Raw genomic sequence first — 15,691 nt, 5'->3', positions numbered from 1 at the left:
CAGTGACTACCAGCCGCGGTTGGCGTAGCGCTCGGCCTCGGGCAGCGTGTCGCAGTTGATGCCGACCATCGCCTCGCCCAGGTTGCGGGAGGCGTCCGCGATGATCTTCGGGTCGTCGTAGAAGGTGGTGGCCTTCACGATGGCGGCGGCGCGCTTGGCCGGGTCGCCGGACTTGAAGATGCCGGAGCCGACGAAGACGCCCTCGGCGCCGAGCTGGCGCATCAGCGCGGCGTCGGCCGGGGTGGCGACACCGCCCGCGGAGAAGAGGACGACGGGCAGCTTGCCGAGCTCGGCGACCTCCTTGACCAGCTCGTAGGGGGCACGGAGGTCCTTGGCGGCGGCGTACAGCTCGTTGTTGTCGTAGCCGCGCAGGCGGGCGATCTCGTTCTTGATCTGGCGCAGGTGGCGGACGGCCTCGACGACGTTGCCGGTGCCGGCCTCGCCCTTCGAGCGGATCATGGCCGCACCCTCGGCGATGCGGCGCAGGGCCTCGCCCAGGTTGGTGGCACCGCACACGAACGGGGTGGTGAACGCGAACTTGTCGCTGTGGTTGACCTCGTCGGCCGGGGTGAGGACCTCGGACTCGTCGATGTAGTCGACGCCGAGGGACTGCAGGACCTGGGCCTCGACGAAGTGTCCGATGCGGGACTTCGCCATCACCGGGATGGAGACGGCCTCGATGATCTCCTCGATCATGTTCGGGTCCGACATCCGGGCCACGCCGCCGTCCTTGCGGATGTCGGCCGGAACCCGCTCCAGGGCCATGACGGCCACGGCGCCCGCGTCCTCGGCGATCTTCGCCTGCTCGGCGTTGACGACGTCCATGATCACGCCGCCCTTGAGCTGCTCGGCCATGCCGCGCTTGACGCGGGCGGTGCCGAGGGCGGGGGCGTCGGCGGACTGCGGGGTGGCGGGATTCGTGGACACGGATCGACCTCACTGGGAGAAAGGGCTGCTGAACGTGCAGGACTGATGCACTGCTGAGCAAACGCTCCGGGACCAGTCCACAGCAAGGGCCAATGGAAGGCCGGTGGATCGTTTTGGCCCGGTGGATCGATGTGGTCCGGGGTATCGATGTGGTCCGGTGGATCGCCTCTGGGCACGGGAGATCGGCATTTTCGCCTGCCGACCGGGTCCGGTGCGTCGCAGCACGGCGGCATGGCCCACCCGCACCGCGTCGCGCCCGGTCGCGCCCGTGCGGCCCCGCCCCGTGCCCGCCGCCGTCAGCTGACCGGGCGGTCCGCGAGGGCCACCGGCGGTTCGTCGTCCATCTCGAAGGCCAGCGGGAACGGGGCGTGTCCGGCCAGCCGGAACCAGCGCACGGTGCGGTGGCGGCGCAGCGCCCGCGCCGCCCGCACCGCGTCGTTGTGGAACCTGCGCGCCATCGGGACCCGGCGGACGGCCGCGGCCAGCTCGGAGGCGGCCTCCTCGCCACCCGGGATCTCCTTCACCGCGTCGACCTGTGCCCGCTCACCGAACACCGCGCGCAGGGCGGTGCTCAGCTCGCTCTCGGCGACCTCACGGTGCTCCTCCTCCGACTGCCGGGCGGCGTGTGCCGCCTCGTACAGCACGATGGAGGACGCCGGGTCGAGGACGCCGGACGTGGCGAGTTCCTGGGTGACCGAGGCGCGGCGCAGGAGCTGGGCGTCGAGGGCGGCCCGGGCCGCGTCGATCCGGGTGTGCAGCCGGTCGAGACGGCCCGCGGTCCAGCTGAGGTACAGGCCGATCGCGATGAGCACGACGGCGGTCCAGATGAGGGTTTCGGTCACGGGCGCAAAGGCTACCGGTGAGCGGGCGCCCGGCGGCTTCCCCGGGCGGCGCGGCCACCGACCGGGGAAGGTGCTCAGTCCCGGGCCAGCCCGAACCGGGCCCGCAGCCCGGTGCGTTCGTCCGTCGCCACCGACGCGGCCCCGTCCGCCACCGTCTCGTACACCGCCAGGATGTCCGCCCCGACCGTCGACCAGTCGAAGCGCCGCACGTGCGCACTGCCCCGCTCGCGCAGTTCCGCACGCCGTTCCGGGTCGCCCAGCAGCCGGATCGCCGACGCGGCAAGGGCGTCCGCGTCCTCGTTGGCGAACAGTTCCCCCGCCGCCCCCAGGTCCAGGACCTGCGCGAACGCGTCCAGGTCGCTGGCCAGGACCGGTGCGCCCGCCGACATGGCCTCCACGAGGATGATGCCGAAGCTCTCGCCGCCGGTGTTGGGCGCGACGTACACGTCCACGCTGCGCAGCAGCCGGGCCTTGTCCTCGTCGCTCACCATGCCGAGGAACTCGACCCGTGCGCGCATCTCCCTGGGCAGCGAGGCCACGGCCTCCTCCTCGTCGCCCCGGCCCGCCACGAGCAGCCGGGTGTCCGGGCGTGCCGCGAGGATGGCGGGCAGCGCGCGCATCAGGACGGGCAGGCCCTTGCGCGGCTCGTCGATGCGCCCGATGAACCCGATCGTGCCGCCCTGCCACTCCGGCCTGGGCTCGGCCGCGGCGAAGAACCCGACGTCCACCCCGTTGGGAATGACCACCGCGTCGCCGCCCAGGTGCTCGACCAGGGTGCGGCGCGCGTACTCGCTGACCGCGATGCGCGCGCTGATCTTCTCCAGCGCCGGCTGGAGGATCGGATAGGCGGCGATCATCGCCCGCGAGCGCGGATTGGACGTGTGGAACGTGGCGACGATCGGTCCCTGCGCCGCCCAGCAGGTCAGCAGCCCCAGCGACGGCGAGGTCGGCTCGTGGATGTGGATCACGTCGAACGTGCCTTCGTGGAGCCACCGCCGCACCCGCGCCGCGGACAGGAAGCCGAAGTTCAGCCGGGCGACGGAGCCGTTGTACGGGACGGGCACGGCCCGGCCCGCGGACACCACGTACGGCGGCAGCGGCGTCTCGTCGTCGGCCGGGGCCAGCACGGAGACCTGGTGACCGAGCCGGATCAGATGCTCGGCCAGATCACGGATGTGGAACTGCACGCCGCCGGGGACGTCCCAGGAGTACGGGCAGACGATGCCGATCTTCACTGCTCGTCTCCGCGGGGTTCGAGGTCGGAGAGCCAGAGCCGTTGCAGCATGTGCCAGTCCTCCGGGTGCTCGGCGATGCCCAGGGCGAACGCGTCGGCCAGGGCCTGTGTCATCGAGGACGTCTTCTCGCCGCGGTCGCCTGTGCCGGGCACCTCGACGGGCGGATGGATCCGCGCCTTCATCACCGGCGTGTCGTCGTACGAGAGCGTGACCGGCAGCAGCAGCGCACCGGTCTGCTGAGCCAGCAGCGCCGGCCCGGCGGGCATCCGGGCCGTGTCGCCGAAGAACGTCACCTCGACGCCCGAGGCGGACAGGTCGCGGTCGGCCACCAGGCAGACGAGGCCGCCCTCGCGCAGCCGCCGCGCCAGCGTCCCGAACGCCGTCCCGCCGTTGTGCGCGAGCACCTCCATGCCCAGGCCCTCGCGGTACGCGACGAACCGGTCGTACAGCGACTCGGGCCTGAGCCGCTCGGCGACCGTGGTGAACGGAACCTTCAGGTCCGTGGTGACCCACGCCCCCGCCAGGTCCCAGTTGCCCAGGTGCGGCAGCGCGAGGACGACCCCGCGCCCCGCGTCGAGCCCTTCGGTCAGCCGGTGAGCGTCCGTCACGTCGATGGACGCCTTGATCCGCTCCGGAGTCCAGGTGGGCAGCCGGAACGACTCCATCCAGTAGCGCATGTACGAACGCATGCCGGCCTTGGACAGGGCCGCCAGCCGGGCCGGGCTCGCGTCCGGCACGACCCGCGCCAGATTCGACTCCAGCCGCAGCACACTCTTGCCGCGCCGCTTCCAGACCTGGTCGGCGATGGTGCGGAACAGCGCCTGCGCGGCGGGTTCGGGCAGCTTCTTGACCGCGGCCCAGCCCAGCCCGTACAGGCCGTCGCTCAGCCGCTCACCGGCGCCGGGCTTCGTGGCCCCGGGCGCGCCGCTCACTGCGCGGCCTCGCTCCCCCGGTCCCCCGCAGCCGGCACCGCGGCGGCCGCGTCGGCCTCGGCGGACTCGCGGCGCACGGTCACGACCCGCTGCACCAGCGTCACCAGGCTGCCCACGGCGACGATCCACAGGGCGATCGGGAGGAGGATGTCGATCCCCGGCACACCGAACGCGTGCAGACCCGCCAGACCGGCGGCGACCAGCGAGATCACCAGTCGCTCGGCGCGCTCCACGAGTCCGTTGACCGCCACGGGCAGCCCGATCGACTCACCGCGTGCCTTGGTGTACGAGACCACCTGGCCGCTCGCCAGGCAGAAGATCGCGACCGCGCACAGGACGTTGTCGTCGCCACTGCCCGCGTACCAGAGCGCGAAGCCGGCGAAGATCGCCCCGTCGGCGACGCGGTCGAGCGTCGAGTCGAGGAAGGCGCCCCAGCGGCTGGAGATGCCCGCCTGCCGCGCCATGTTGCCGTCGACGAGGTCGGAGAAGACGAAGATCGTGATGACGATCGTGCCCCAGAAGAACTCCCCCATCGGGAAGAAGACCAGCGCACCTGCCATCACCCCGGCCGTGCCGATCAGAGTGACCGCGTCAGGGCTCACGCCCAGGCGCAGCAGCAGTGCGGCGAACGGCGTGAGGACACGCGTAAAAAATGCACGCGCGTACTTGTTCAGCATGGCCTTCCCGAGGGTCGGTGGGCCGCATGGCCCCATCGGCCACCGGCTGGCCCATCGTAGTCACGACTGCGGGGATCCACTGTCCGGGCACCCTGGAGGACACCGCCGGCCCGCCCCGGAAGCGACCCCCGGTCCCGTACGGCGTGTACGACGTATGGACGCAACCCGGACACAGTGTCAAGCTCGGAACTACCGCGGGCGTCGTCGTAGCCGCCGCGGCGGCTTCCCCGTGCCCGCGCGGCCACTCCCCATCCCGCGCCGGCGGTCCCCCTGCCCGGCGCCCTCACCCGGGAGGCACGCGTCATGGGCGACAAGGCACACACGCACACCGGAGCCGCCACAGGAGCAGCGACGGCCGGCCATCCCTCCGCCATCAGGAACGTGGTGCTGGTCGGCCACAGCGGATCCGGCAAGACCACCCTGGTCGAGGCCCTCGCACAGACCGCGGGCGCGGTCAACCGGGCCGGCCGGGTCGAGGACGGCACCACGGTCTCCGACCACGACGGGATCGAACAGCGCCGACAGCGCTCGATATCACTCACCCTCGTCCCCGTCGAATGGGACGGAATCAGGATCAACCTGCTGGACACCCCCGGATACGCCGACTTCGTCGGGGAACTCAGGGCCGGTCTGCGCGCGGCGGACGCGGCCCTCTTCGTCGTCTCGGCCGCCCAGGAGGCCGACGCCGTCGCCGGCACCACCCGCGCCGTGTGGGACGAGTGCGCGGCGGTCGGCATGCCGCGCGCCATCGTCGTCACCCACCTGGACACCGCCCGTACCTCCTTCGACGCGATGACCCGGATCTGCGGCGAGATCTCCGGCGGCGACGACCCCGACGCCGTACTGCCCCTCTACCTGCCGGTGCACGGCCCCGAGGCCGCGGACGGACACGCACCGCTGACCGGGCTCACGGGACTCCTCTCGCAGCGGATCCTCGACTACTCCGGCGGTGACCGGCAGGAGCATCCGCCGGCCGAGTCCCAGCAGGGGCCACTGGCGGATGCCCGCAGCCGGCTGATCGAAGGGATCATCGCCGAGAGCGAGGACGAGACCCTGATGGACCGCTACCTCGGCGGCGCCGCCATCGACGTCAAGACCCTCGTCGACGACCTCGAACGCGCGGTCGCACGCGGCACCTTCCACCCCGTCCTGACCGCCGCGCCCGCCGCCGCCGGCGCTCGCCAGGGCATCGGCACCGTCGAGCTCCTCGACCTGATCACCCGCGGCTTCCCCACCCCGCTCGAACGCCCGCTGCCCGCCGTCACCACCCTGCACGGCGCCGCGCTCCCCGCCCTGGACTGCGACCCGCAGGGCCCCCTGGCCGCCGAGGTCGTCAAGACGGACTCCGATCCCTACATCGGCCGGCTCTCGCTCGTGCGCGTCTTCTCGGGCACCCTGCGCCCCGACGACACGGTGCACGTCTCCGGCCACGGACTCGACGACCCCGGTCACGAGGCCCGGCCCCTCCACGAGACCGAGATCCGCGTCGGCGCCCTCTCCTCCCCCTTCGGCAAACAGCAGCGGCCCGTCACCGCCTGCGTCGCCGGCGATCTCGCCTGCGTCGCCCGGCTGGACACCGCCGAGACCGGCGACACCCTCTCCGCCCCCGGCCACCCCCTGCTGATGCAGCCGTGGACGATGCCCGACCCCCTGCTGCCGCTCGCCATCGAGGCCCACAGCAAAGCCGATGAGGACAAGCTCTCCCAAGGCCTCGCACGTCTCGTCGCCGAGGACCCGACCATGCGCCTGGAGCAGAACCAGGACACCCACCAGGTCGTCCTGTGGTGCCTGGGGGAAGCCCACCTGGACGTGGCACTGGACCGGCTGCGCACCCGCTACGGCGTCCAGGTCGACGCGGTCCCCCACCGCGTCGCCCTGCGCGAGACGTTCGCCGGGCCGTCCACCGGACGCGGCCGCCACGTCAAACAGTCCGGCGGACACGGCCAGTACGCCATCTGCGAGATCGACGTCGAGCCGCTGCCTCCCGGCTCCGGAATCGAATTCGTCGACAAGGTGGTCGGCGGATCGGTGCCCCGCCAGTTCGTCCCCTCCGTCGAGAAGGGTGTCCGCGCCCAGGCCGCCCGTGGTCTGACCACCGGGCATCCTCTGGTCGACGTGCGCGTCACCCTGCGGGACGGCAAGTCGCACTCCGTGGACTCCTCCGACGCCGCGTTCCAGACCGCGGGCGCCCTGGCCCTGCGCGAGGCCGCCGGTGACGCCCGCATCCAGCTCCTGGAACCCGTCGCCGAGGTCAGCGTCCTGATCCCCGACGACTTCGTCGGCCCGGTGATGAGCGACCTCTCCGGCCGCCGCGGCCGGGTGACCGGTACCGAGCAGTCCGGCACCGGGCGCACCCTCGTACGGGCCGAGGTCCCCGAGCTGGAGATCGGGCGCTACGCGGTCGACCTGCGTTCCCTGTCCCACGGAACGGGCCGGTTCGACCGCTCGTACGCCCGCCACGAGGCGATGCCCCCGCAGCTGGCCGACCGCCTCAACACACAGCAGACGAACGGCACCAAACGCACATAAGCCCCTCGGCCGCTCACCGTCGTCCACAGCGTTGTCCACAGGACCGGACGGGGTACCGATCCGGACGATACGCTGTGCTGCCAGGTCAGAAAGTGTGCCGGGCCCGGCAGTTGGGAAACAGCCGCAGGAGCGGTTCCTCGGTGGCGAGTGGGGGCGACAGTGGCCAGCAACGGATTCGATTTCTCTCCCGGAGCGCAGATTCCGCTCCAGGGGGCGGCAGGAGCGGCGGTGGCGACCAACGCCCTCGCCTCTGCCGCGTACCGGGACAGCCCGGTGGAGGACATCCTCAAAGCCAACAGCGAGTGGCACAAGTCCGAAGTCAAGGCAGGGCGTTCCAAGCTCTTCAAATCCGACTACTTCAAACCCGACCTCGGCGAGGCCTTCTCCCGCGCCGTCCAGGAACGCATGCTGGGCGGCGCCCGGAAGGCGCTCATCCAGTCCTTCGGCAGCGACCCCCAGACCGTCGTCGAGCACTGCCTCTCCGCGAGCCGTCTGCGCAAGGCCCGCGACACCAAACTCACCGCGGTGACCGCCCTGTTCGGCTTCGTCTTCCTGCCCGGCATGCTGCTGTGGGTCATCACGTTCCGCCTGCGCGACGGCCTCGCCAACACCAAGGACAAGGGCCTCGCCGCCCTCGGCAACGCGCTGCTGCCCATCGTCGGCATCGGGGCCCTGTTCCTCCTGGTCGCCATGCCCCTCAACGGGCTCCTGGCGCTGTACCTGCGCGCGATGATCGTGGCGCCCGTCATCGGCTGGCTGATCGCCAAGCGGATCGCCGAGAAGTCCGCCCAGGACATGCGCGCCCGCTGGGAAGGGCTCCTCTCCGGCGGCGGCGTCATCGCGAAGATCCCCGAAGCCGTGCCGAAGAACCCCAACGAGACCGCCCGCGAGGCGCTCCGCCAAGGCCTGGAGAAGCTCTCCGCCGAGCAGCAGTCCAACTCCGTCTTCTACGCCGGCCCCAAGGGCATCCTCGGCATGGGCACCCGCTGGGGCAGCTGGCAGCTCGCCGAGGACCTCGTCCCCAAGGAGCCCGCCAAGGAGTTCCACCAGTTCCGCAGCTGGGACCTGATCCGCGTCATCCACGACCAGCTCAAGATGCTGGAACGCGGCCCCCTGAACACCGGTGGGTTCCCCACCCCGTCCGTCACCCACTGGATCGTGTCGCCCGTCGGGGAGAACACCGACGAGGTGTCACGCCCCGCGGGCGAGGACGTCGCCACCTTCCAGGTCAAACCCCACGAGATCCAGCGGATCTGCAACCACCAGCAGTTCGGCGGCGGCGACCGCCACTACCTGGGCGTCCAGTTCACCCTCTGGGACGGCCAGCTGGTCATCACCATGATGATCAGCGTCACGGTGCTCTTCGAGACCCTGCGCATCGAGGTCACCGGACACGCGCTCGGCCCCGTCCACTCCCTGTTCACCAGCAAGCCCGCCGCCAAGAAGAAGACAGTCAACAAGACCGTCAAGTTCTGGGAGACCCGCGACATCGCGCTGGCCCTGGTCGAGTCGAAGGAGGTCGTCCGCCTCGCGCTGCGCGCCCCCTTCACCTGGTACCCGCCGCTCCTCGACTACCTCGGCGGCAAGATCGCCCTGCCCGAACCCTTCGGGCTGCGGCACGCCTGGGCCGAGAAGCCGTGGCGCCACCGCTTCATGGCCGACGACGCGATGCGGGCCGCCACACCCGTCCTGCGCGTCGTGCACAGCGCCGCCATGAAGGTCCTGGCGGAGAACGGCGTCGACACCGACCGCTTCGACAACCGCTCGTCGATACTGAGCGGACTCGTCCAGGACCCCAGCCCGCGCAAGGCCGACCTCTACGACGCCTAGTGCCGCGGCGGGCAGCGTTTGCCCGTGGAGGAGCGGCGTCCGGTGCGTGCTCCCGGCGTGCAGGCCGGAAGCCCTCGTACGGGACGCACTCGGGCTTTCGGCCGGTGCGGCGAAGACGCGCACCGGACGCCGCGACGGGGCAACCGTTGCCTGCCACGGCACCAGCACCGCGACCGGCAGCCTCACGGAGGCACTGACGACGGCGCGAGGGGCGCCCCGGAAGACCGGGGCGCCCCTCGCGGTACAGCGGGAAGACAGCCGGAATCAGACGCCGCGCGGCCAGGCGTCGGCCAGCATCGCGCGGGTGTCGGCCAGCAGCTGCGGCAGCACCTTGGTGTGACCCACCACCGGCATGAAGTTGGTGTCGCCACCCCACCGCGGCACCAGATGCTGATGCAGATGCGCGGCAATACCCGCACCCGCCACAGCACCCTGGTTCATCCCGATGTTGAAACCGTGCGCGCCCGACGCGCCACGCAACGCGGCCATCGCACGCTTGGTGAAATCGGCGAGCTCCACCGTCTCCGGGCCGTCCAGCTCCGTGTAGTCCGCGACATGCCGGTACGGCACCACCATCAGGTGCCCACCGTTGTACGGATACAGATTCAGCACCGCGTAGACCTTCTCGCCACGCGCGACGACAAGCCCGTCCTCGTCCGACTTCGAGGGGATCTCACAGAACGGGCAGCCGTCACCGGCCTCCGGGCCGGTCGGCTTGTTCTCGCCCTGGATGTAGGCCATCCGGTGGGGCGTCCACAGGCGCTGAAACGCGTCGGGCGTCCCCACTCCGATCTGCTGCTCCGGCTCACTCGTCATGCCGATCAGCATATTGCGTACCCCACGCGAAGCGTGTCGCCGGGGCCGATCCCGTCCACTCGGCGCGATGCTGGCCCGATGAGCGACCGCACCCCGGCCCGGCCCTCACCCGCTCTGACCTCCTGGGAGCAGCGCACCGAGCTACCGCTCTTCGCCGCCTCGCTGCTCTTCCTCCTCGGCTACGCGGTCCGTGTCCTCGCCCCGGACGACGCCGAGCCGTGGCACGACATCTCCCTCGCCCTCGTCGCCGCCACCTGGCTCCTCTTCGTCATCGACTACGCCGTACGGGTCCGCCTCAGCGGACTGGGCCACCGCTTCCTCCGGGTCCGCTGGCTCGACACGCTCGTGCTCCTGCTGCCGCTGCTGCGCCCGCTGCGGCTGGTCAAGGTCTACACGGCCATCCAGAAGCGCCACGACGAGCCACGGCTGAGCCTGTACGCACGGGTCATGTCGTACGCCGGCCTGTCGGCCCTGCTGCTGGGCTTCTCGGCGGCTCTCGCGGTCTACAACCAGGAACACGACGCGCCGGGCGCCTCGATCCGGACGTTCGGCGACTCGGTCTGGTGGGCGTGCGCGACGCTCACCACGGTGGGGTACGGCGACGCCGTGCCGGTGACGCCGTGGGGCCGGGTGGTCGCGGCGTTCCTGATGGCCTGCGGGCTGGCGCTGCTGGGGGCGGTGACGGGTTCGTTCTCGTCGTGGCTGATCCAGGTGTTCCGGCGGGAGGACGAGAAAGGGCCCCCGGTGGGCGGGTAGCTCACCGGGGGCCCTTCCTGGCACGCATCAGACCTGGACGCGGTCCTCGACGGCCTTGGCGATCTTCGCGATCGCGTCCTCGACCGGGATGCCGTTCTCCTGTGAACCGTCGCGGTAGCGGAACGAGACGGCGCCGTTGGCCATGTCCTCGTCCCCCGCGATGATCATGAAGGGCACCTTGGCCTTCTGCTGGTTGCGGATCTTCTTCTGCATCCGGTCCGACGAGGCGTCCACGTCGACCCGCAGCCCCTGCTTGCGGGCCTTGGCGGCGAACTCCTGGAGGTACGGGATGTGCGCGTCGCCGATCGGGATGCCGACCGCCTGGACGGGCGCCAGCCACACCGGGAACGCACCCGCGTAGTGCTCCAGGAGCACGGCGAAGAAGCGCTCGATGGAGCCGAACAGGGCGCGGTGGATCATGACCGGGCGCTGCTTGGTGCCGTCGGGGCCGGTGTACTCCAGGTCGAAGCGCTCCGGCAGGTTGAAGTCGAGCTGCACGGTCGACATCTGCCAGGTCCGGCCGATGGCGTCCTTGCACTGGACCGAGATCTTCGGGCCGTAGAACGCGGCGCCGCCCGGGTCCGGGACCAGGGGCAGGCCCTGCTTCTCGGCGACCAGACGCAGCGTCTCGGTGGCCTCTTCCCAGACCTCGTCGCTGCCGACGAACTTCTCCGGGTCCTTGGTGGACAGCTCCAGGTAGAAGTCGGTCAGGCCGTAGTCGCGGAGCAGATTCAGGACGAAGGTCAGCGTCCGGTCGAGCTCCTGCGCCATCTGCTCCTTGGTGCAGTAGATGTGCGCGTCGTCCTGCGTGAAGCCGCGCGAGCGGGTCAGACCGTGCACGACGCCCGACTTCTCGTACCGGTACACCGTGCCGAACTCGAAGAGCCGCAGGGGCAGTTCACGGTAGGAACGGCCGCGCGCGTCGAAGATCAGGTTGTGCATCGGGCAGTTCATCGGCTTGAGGTAGTAGTCCACCCCGTCGTCGAGCTGCATGGGCGGGTACATGCCGTCGGCGTACCAGTCCAGGTGGCCGGACTTCTCGAAGAGCTTGCCCTTGGTGGCGTGCGGCGAGTAGACGAACTCGTAGCCCTCCTCCTCGTGGCGGCGCCGCGAGTAGTCCTCCATGGCCCGGCGGATGACGCCGCCCTTGGGGTGGAAGACGGCGAGGCCGGGGCCGATCTCGTCGGGGAAGGAGAAGAGGTCCAGCTCGTTGCCGAGCTTGCGGTGGTCGCGCTTGGCGGCCTCCTCCAGGAACTCCAGGTGCGCCTTCAGCTCGTCCTTGGTCGGCCAGGCGGTCCCGTAGATGCGCTGGAGCATCGGGTTCTTCTCGCTGCCGCGCCAGTACGCCGCCGCGTTCCGCATGAGCTTGAACGCCGGGATGAACCGGGTGGTCGGCAGGTGCGGACCCCGGCAGAGGTCCTTCCAGCACAGCTCGCCGGTCTTCGCGTCGAGGTTGTCGTAGATGGTCAGCTCGCCGCCGCCCACCTCGACGTCCGCGCCGTCGTCCGAGGAGGCGGAACCCTTGATGCCGATGAGCTCCAGCTTGTACGGCTCGTCGGCGAGCTCCTCGCGGGCCGCCTCGTCCGTCACGACCCGGCGGGAGAACCGCTGGCCCCGCTTCTGGATCTCCTGCATCTTCTTCTCGATGGCCTTGAGGTCCTCGGGCGTGAACGGCTTCTCGACGTCGAAGTCGTAGTAGAAGCCGTCCTTGACCGGCGGGCCGATGCCGAGCTTGGCCTCCGGGTGGAGCTCCTGCACGGCCTGCGCCATCACGTGCGCGGTGGAGTGCCGGAGGATGTTGAGGCCGTCCTCGGAGGAGATCAGGACCGGCTCGACACTCTCGCCGTCGGCGACGACGTACGCGAGGTCCTTCAGCTCACCGGCGACGCGGACGGCGACGACGGTGCGCTCGCCGGGGAAGAGCTCGGCTGCCGTAGTGCCCGTCGTCACCACGCGCTCTTCCCGCTCGGAATCGCGTTGGATGGTCACACGGACGTCTGACACCGGTCTCTCCTGACTGAGGGGGCGCACCCGCATTCCCATGGCGGACGCAAGGAGAATCGTACCGAGCCGACGGCCCCCTTAGCGAAATGGGCCGCCTGCGACCCGCTACTCCCCCGTGCACGCCTCCTCGAAGTAGTCGACGTTCTCCTGGAGCGACTTCATCAGCCGGTCCCGCTCCTCCTCGTCGACCTGGACCGGAACCACCTGCGAGGCTCTGGTCAGACGCCGGAAGCCGCCCCGGCTCTCCAGCCTTCCCTCGACCCGCACGGGCAGCCCCACCAGATGGGCCTGGCCCGCGATCCGGTACGCCTCCTCGTCGAGCTCCAGCCGTACGTGCGGCACCTCGGCGCCCGCCAGGACCCGCAGCCGTACGATTCCGGCCCCGCGCGGCCCCGAGCGGCGCAGGCGCACGACGGCCCCGGTGATCCGTACGGCCACCGCGGGCTCGTCCCTGAGGTAGCGGGCACCCGCCCGGCGCAGGGCCGGCAGGTCGCCCGGGGAGAACTCGACGGGTTCGGGACGTGCCGGGCAGCCCTCGGGGGCCCCCGCGGCCGGCGCCCAGTCCAGTGCGATGCCGGCCCCCTCCGAGCCCCGGACGAGCGCGATGACCGCCTCGGTCAGCTCCCGGCTGACGCCCGCCTCGACGGCGGAGTCGAAGGCCTCCATGCCGCCGGTGGCCCGTTGGTAGTCGACGGCCTCCCGGGCGGCGTGCAGGGCGTGGTGGAGCCGTACGGCGAGGGGGCGGCCCGCCTCGACGGGGACGAACGCCGTGAGGTCGCGGCCACCGGGTGCGGGGCCGATGAGGACGGAGCCGAGCGTCGCCAGGGCGCGGCGGCGGTGGCGGGCGCCGTGGTATCCGGCCCGGCCGCGGACGGCGAGTGCTCCGGCCAGCAGGATCTGGCGGGCGGCGCCGTGCAGCTGCTCCGCCCCGGTCCAGCCGGACGCTCCGGCGGTCCCGCCCATGGGGTCGGGCACCTCGCGCCACCAGCGGATCTCGTCGCTGGGGACGGCGAGGGCGACCAGGACCTCGCGGGCGGAGGGCGCGGCGCTGCGGCTGAGGGCGGTCAGGGCCTCCGCCAGCAGGTCCTCGCTGTCCGGGAACGCCGTGGTGTCCGGCACGAGCAGGCTGGTGGAACGGCCGGGCGGCCCGGGCGGGGTCCAGCGGCTGTACCGGCCGGCCGCACCGCCGCGCCGGTGCCAGCCGTGGCGGGCGAGCAGGGCCCCGAGGACCGCGGGGTCGGTCCGGGCGGGGTCGGGGAGGCCGAGGGCCGGTGGGTCGGTGGGCCAGGGGCCCGCCTGTTCGGCGGGGTGGGGCCGGACGGCTGACGGGAACACTTCGTGGACGGGCTCGTTCATCGGCCGGTGCATCAGGGTCTCCCTCCCGCCCCGACACGGGTCATGATCTCGCAGAGCGCCCGGTCGTCGAAGATGCGCGAGGTCGGGATCCGCACGGTCGTCCGGTGCCTGCCGGTCACGGCGTGACCGGCCAGGTTGGTCCAGTAGCAGCAGTGCCGCAGGTCGAGGCGGTCGTGTCCGGCGCGGAGCCAGTCGTCCTGGCTGCGGGGCACGAGCATCACGACGAGGATCTTGTGCACGGACACGGGGGTCCGGGCGAGCTTCACGAGGTGGGCGTTGTCGAGCGTGAAGGCGAAGGTCGGGCCGGGCGGCCCGGGCGGTATCTGGTAGGTGCATTTCAGCTGGACCTTGATGGTCACCTCGTCGTCGACGACGTGACCGGGGGCTCCGTGGCTGACGTGCCAGTCGATGCCGTTGTCGGGGAAGGGCTGCGACAGGGAGCACCCCGCCGCCGCCGCGACCGCGTGCAGGTAGCCCACCTGGAGGGTCTCCATGCAGGCGGTGGTGGCGAGTGCGCCGCGCAGCGGTGCGGTCCGCTGGGGCAGCAGCCCACTCGGGTCGGGCTGCGCGAGCGCCATGGCTCCGTATGCCTTCCGGGCTGTGCCGATGGGTGTGGGACGTGGCGGTGTTTCAACTTCCGGCCCCGTCACCTGTGTTGTCACCGCACAGGACCGCCCTCAAACGGCGTATCAGGCAAAGGGTGCGGGTATCACCGAACCGGGCAGAGGAATCTCACCATCTGCCGCTCGGGCGCGAGGAGTTCGGGGATGACTCATTGGTATGAGGGGCCACTGGCCGCTTTCGACACCGAGACGACGGGAGTGGACGTCGAGCAGGACCGGATCGTTTCGGCCGCGCTCGTCGTCCAGGACAGTGCCGGCGGGCGGATGCGCGTCACCCGCTGGCTGGTGAATCCGGGGATTCCGGTGCCCGTGGGGGCGACGGAGATCCACGGTCTGACCGACGACCATCTCCAGCGCAACGGGCGGTGGCCCGCTCCGGTGATGGAGGAGATGGCCAGGGCGCTGGCCGAGCAGAGCGCGGCGGGCCGGCCGCTGGTCGTGATGAACGCGCCGTTCGACCTGACGCTGCTGGACCGGGAGCTGAGGCGGCACCGGACGTCGTCGCTGGGCAGCTACCTGGAGAACGCGTCCCTGTGCGTGCTGGACCCGCGGGTGCTGGACAAGCACCTGGACCGCTACCGCAAGGGCCGTCGCACGCTCACGGATCTCTGCGAGCTGTACGGGGTGGTGCTGGACGGGGCTCATGACGCGGCGGCCGACGCGGCGGCGTCACTGGAACTGGTCCGGGCGGTGGGGCGGCGGTTCGCCACGCGTCTTGAACGGCTGACTCCGGCGGAGCTGCACACGCTCCAGGCGGTGTGGCACGCGGCCCAGGCGCGGGGCCTGCAGGCCTGGTTCGCCAAGAGCGGCACTCCGGAGACGGTCGATCCGGCCTGGCCGCTGCGCCCGGAGTTCCGCGCCGCGGCGTGAGCGGATGCGGCTCGGACACACAGATGGGTTCCGTCCCGCGGCGTGAGCGGCTGCGGGGCTCGGCCCCCGGACACACAGGAAGGGTTCCGTACCGCGGCGTGGGCGGATACGACGCTCGGCCGCCGGACACGCAGAAGCCGGTCCGTCGTTGTTGCTGACGGACCGGCCTCTCCCGGGGTGGGCGATACTGGGTTCGAACCAGTGACCTCTTCGGTGTGAACGAAGCGCTCTCCCACTGAGCTAATCGCCCGGGAACGGGTTGAACCATACAGGGCTCGGCGGGTGTGGTTCAAA

Annotated in this window: 13 protein-coding genes and 1 tRNA gene; 4 read left to right on the top strand and 10 right to left on the bottom strand. The window is 71.3% G+C overall.

From position 1 onward, the window contains the following. Nucleotides 1-6: 6 nt before the first annotated feature. The 5 genes from pdxS to pgsA form a co-directional block, all read right to left on the bottom strand. Nucleotides 7-927 (bottom strand): pyridoxal 5'-phosphate synthase lyase subunit PdxS, encoded by a 921-nt coding sequence (gene pdxS, locus ACIQMX_RS27175; RefSeq protein ID WP_363072373.1) that lies wholly within the window; start codon nt 925-927, stop codon nt 7-9. Between the two features lie 296 nt (nt 928-1,223). After that, nucleotides 1,224-1,769, bottom strand: a complete 546-nt coding sequence (locus ACIQMX_RS27170; RefSeq protein ID WP_363072371.1) for a hypothetical protein — start codon at nt 1,767-1,769, stop codon at nt 1,224-1,226. A gap of 74 nt (nt 1,770-1,843) precedes the next feature. After that, complete coding sequence (locus tag ACIQMX_RS27165) at nt 1,844-3,004, bottom strand: glycosyltransferase family 4 protein (protein ID WP_402481862.1); 1,161 nt, start codon at nt 3,002-3,004, stop codon at nt 1,844-1,846. Continuing rightward, on the bottom strand, nt 3,001-3,936 hold the full coding sequence (locus ACIQMX_RS27160; RefSeq protein ID WP_363072367.1) for a phosphatidylinositol mannoside acyltransferase: 936 nt from the start codon (nt 3,934-3,936) through the stop codon (nt 3,001-3,003). Before ACIQMX_RS27160 ends, ACIQMX_RS27165 begins: the two co-directional genes overlap by 4 nt. After that, nucleotides 3,933-4,613 carry a phosphatidylinositol phosphate synthase gene (gene pgsA, locus ACIQMX_RS27155; RefSeq protein WP_219570313.1) on the bottom strand — a complete coding sequence of 227 codons (681 nt, stop codon included), beginning with the start codon at nt 4,611-4,613 and terminating at the stop codon, nt 3,933-3,935. Before pgsA ends, ACIQMX_RS27160 begins: the two co-directional genes overlap by 4 nt. Nucleotides 4,614-4,916: 303 nt before the next feature. Here pgsA and ACIQMX_RS27150 point away from each other — a divergent pair, with 303 nt between their 5' ends. Together ACIQMX_RS27150 and ACIQMX_RS27145 are read left to right on the top strand one after the other, a co-directional pair. Next, nucleotides 4,917-7,142, top strand: a complete 2,226-nt coding sequence (locus ACIQMX_RS27150; RefSeq protein WP_402481859.1) for an elongation factor G-like protein EF-G2 — start codon at nt 4,917-4,919, stop codon at nt 7,140-7,142. A gap of 159 nt (nt 7,143-7,301) precedes the next feature. Continuing rightward, nucleotides 7,302-8,972 carry a hypothetical protein gene (locus ACIQMX_RS27145; protein ID WP_363072363.1) on the top strand — a complete coding sequence of 557 codons (1,671 nt, stop codon included), beginning with the start codon at nt 7,302-7,304 and terminating at the stop codon, nt 8,970-8,972. A gap of 264 nt (nt 8,973-9,236) precedes the next feature. Here ACIQMX_RS27145 and ACIQMX_RS27140 read toward each other — a convergent pair whose 3' ends face one another. Further along, nucleotides 9,237-9,800 carry an HIT family protein gene (locus tag ACIQMX_RS27140; protein WP_402481856.1) on the bottom strand — a complete coding sequence of 188 codons (564 nt, stop codon included), beginning with the start codon at nt 9,798-9,800 and terminating at the stop codon, nt 9,237-9,239. A 66-nt stretch (nt 9,801-9,866) separates the two neighbouring features. Here ACIQMX_RS27140 and ACIQMX_RS27135 point away from each other — a divergent pair, with 66 nt between their 5' ends. Then, on the top strand, nt 9,867-10,544 hold the full coding sequence (locus ACIQMX_RS27135; RefSeq protein WP_363072361.1) for a potassium channel family protein: 678 nt from the start codon (nt 9,867-9,869) through the stop codon (nt 10,542-10,544). A 27-nt stretch (nt 10,545-10,571) separates the two neighbouring features. On the opposite strand, the gene thrS is transcribed toward ACIQMX_RS27135, so the two are convergent. From thrS to ACIQMX_RS27120, 3 genes are all read right to left on the bottom strand, one after another. Further along, a complete protein-coding gene (gene thrS / locus ACIQMX_RS27130; protein ID WP_363072359.1) occupies nt 10,572-12,548 on the bottom strand; it encodes a threonine--tRNA ligase in 1,977 nt (658 codons plus the stop codon). Between the two features lie 105 nt (nt 12,549-12,653). After that, nucleotides 12,654-13,916: a hypothetical protein gene (locus ACIQMX_RS27125; RefSeq protein WP_363072357.1), complete on the bottom strand. Its 1,263-nt coding sequence runs from the start codon at nt 13,914-13,916 to the stop codon at nt 12,654-12,656. After that, nucleotides 13,916-14,482, bottom strand: coding sequence for a DUF4365 domain-containing protein (locus tag ACIQMX_RS27120; protein WP_363072356.1), 567 nt, complete (start codon nt 14,480-14,482; stop codon nt 13,916-13,918). The genes ACIQMX_RS27125 and ACIQMX_RS27120 overlap by 1 nt, the downstream gene beginning before the upstream one ends. 189 nt (nt 14,483-14,671) lie before the next feature. Between ACIQMX_RS27120 and ACIQMX_RS27115 the strand changes: the two genes are divergently transcribed. Further along, nucleotides 14,672-15,397 (top strand): 3'-5' exonuclease, encoded by a 726-nt coding sequence (locus ACIQMX_RS27115; protein ID WP_363072354.1) that lies wholly within the window; start codon nt 14,672-14,674, stop codon nt 15,395-15,397. Nucleotides 15,398-15,575: 178 nt separating this feature from the next. Here the strand turns inward: ACIQMX_RS27115 and ACIQMX_RS27110 are convergent. Then, nucleotides 15,576-15,647: transfer RNA gene (locus ACIQMX_RS27110), tRNA-Val, on the bottom strand. Between the last annotated feature and the right edge of the window lie 44 nt (nt 15,648-15,691).

It is taken from the genome of Streptomyces sp. NPDC091416 (genome assembly GCF_044756845.1).
Classification (GTDB): domain Bacteria; phylum Actinomycetota; class Actinomycetes; order Streptomycetales; family Streptomycetaceae; genus Streptomyces.
Note: the sequence above shows the minus strand (reverse complement) of the source record. Positions and strands in the feature narration are given on the sequence as shown.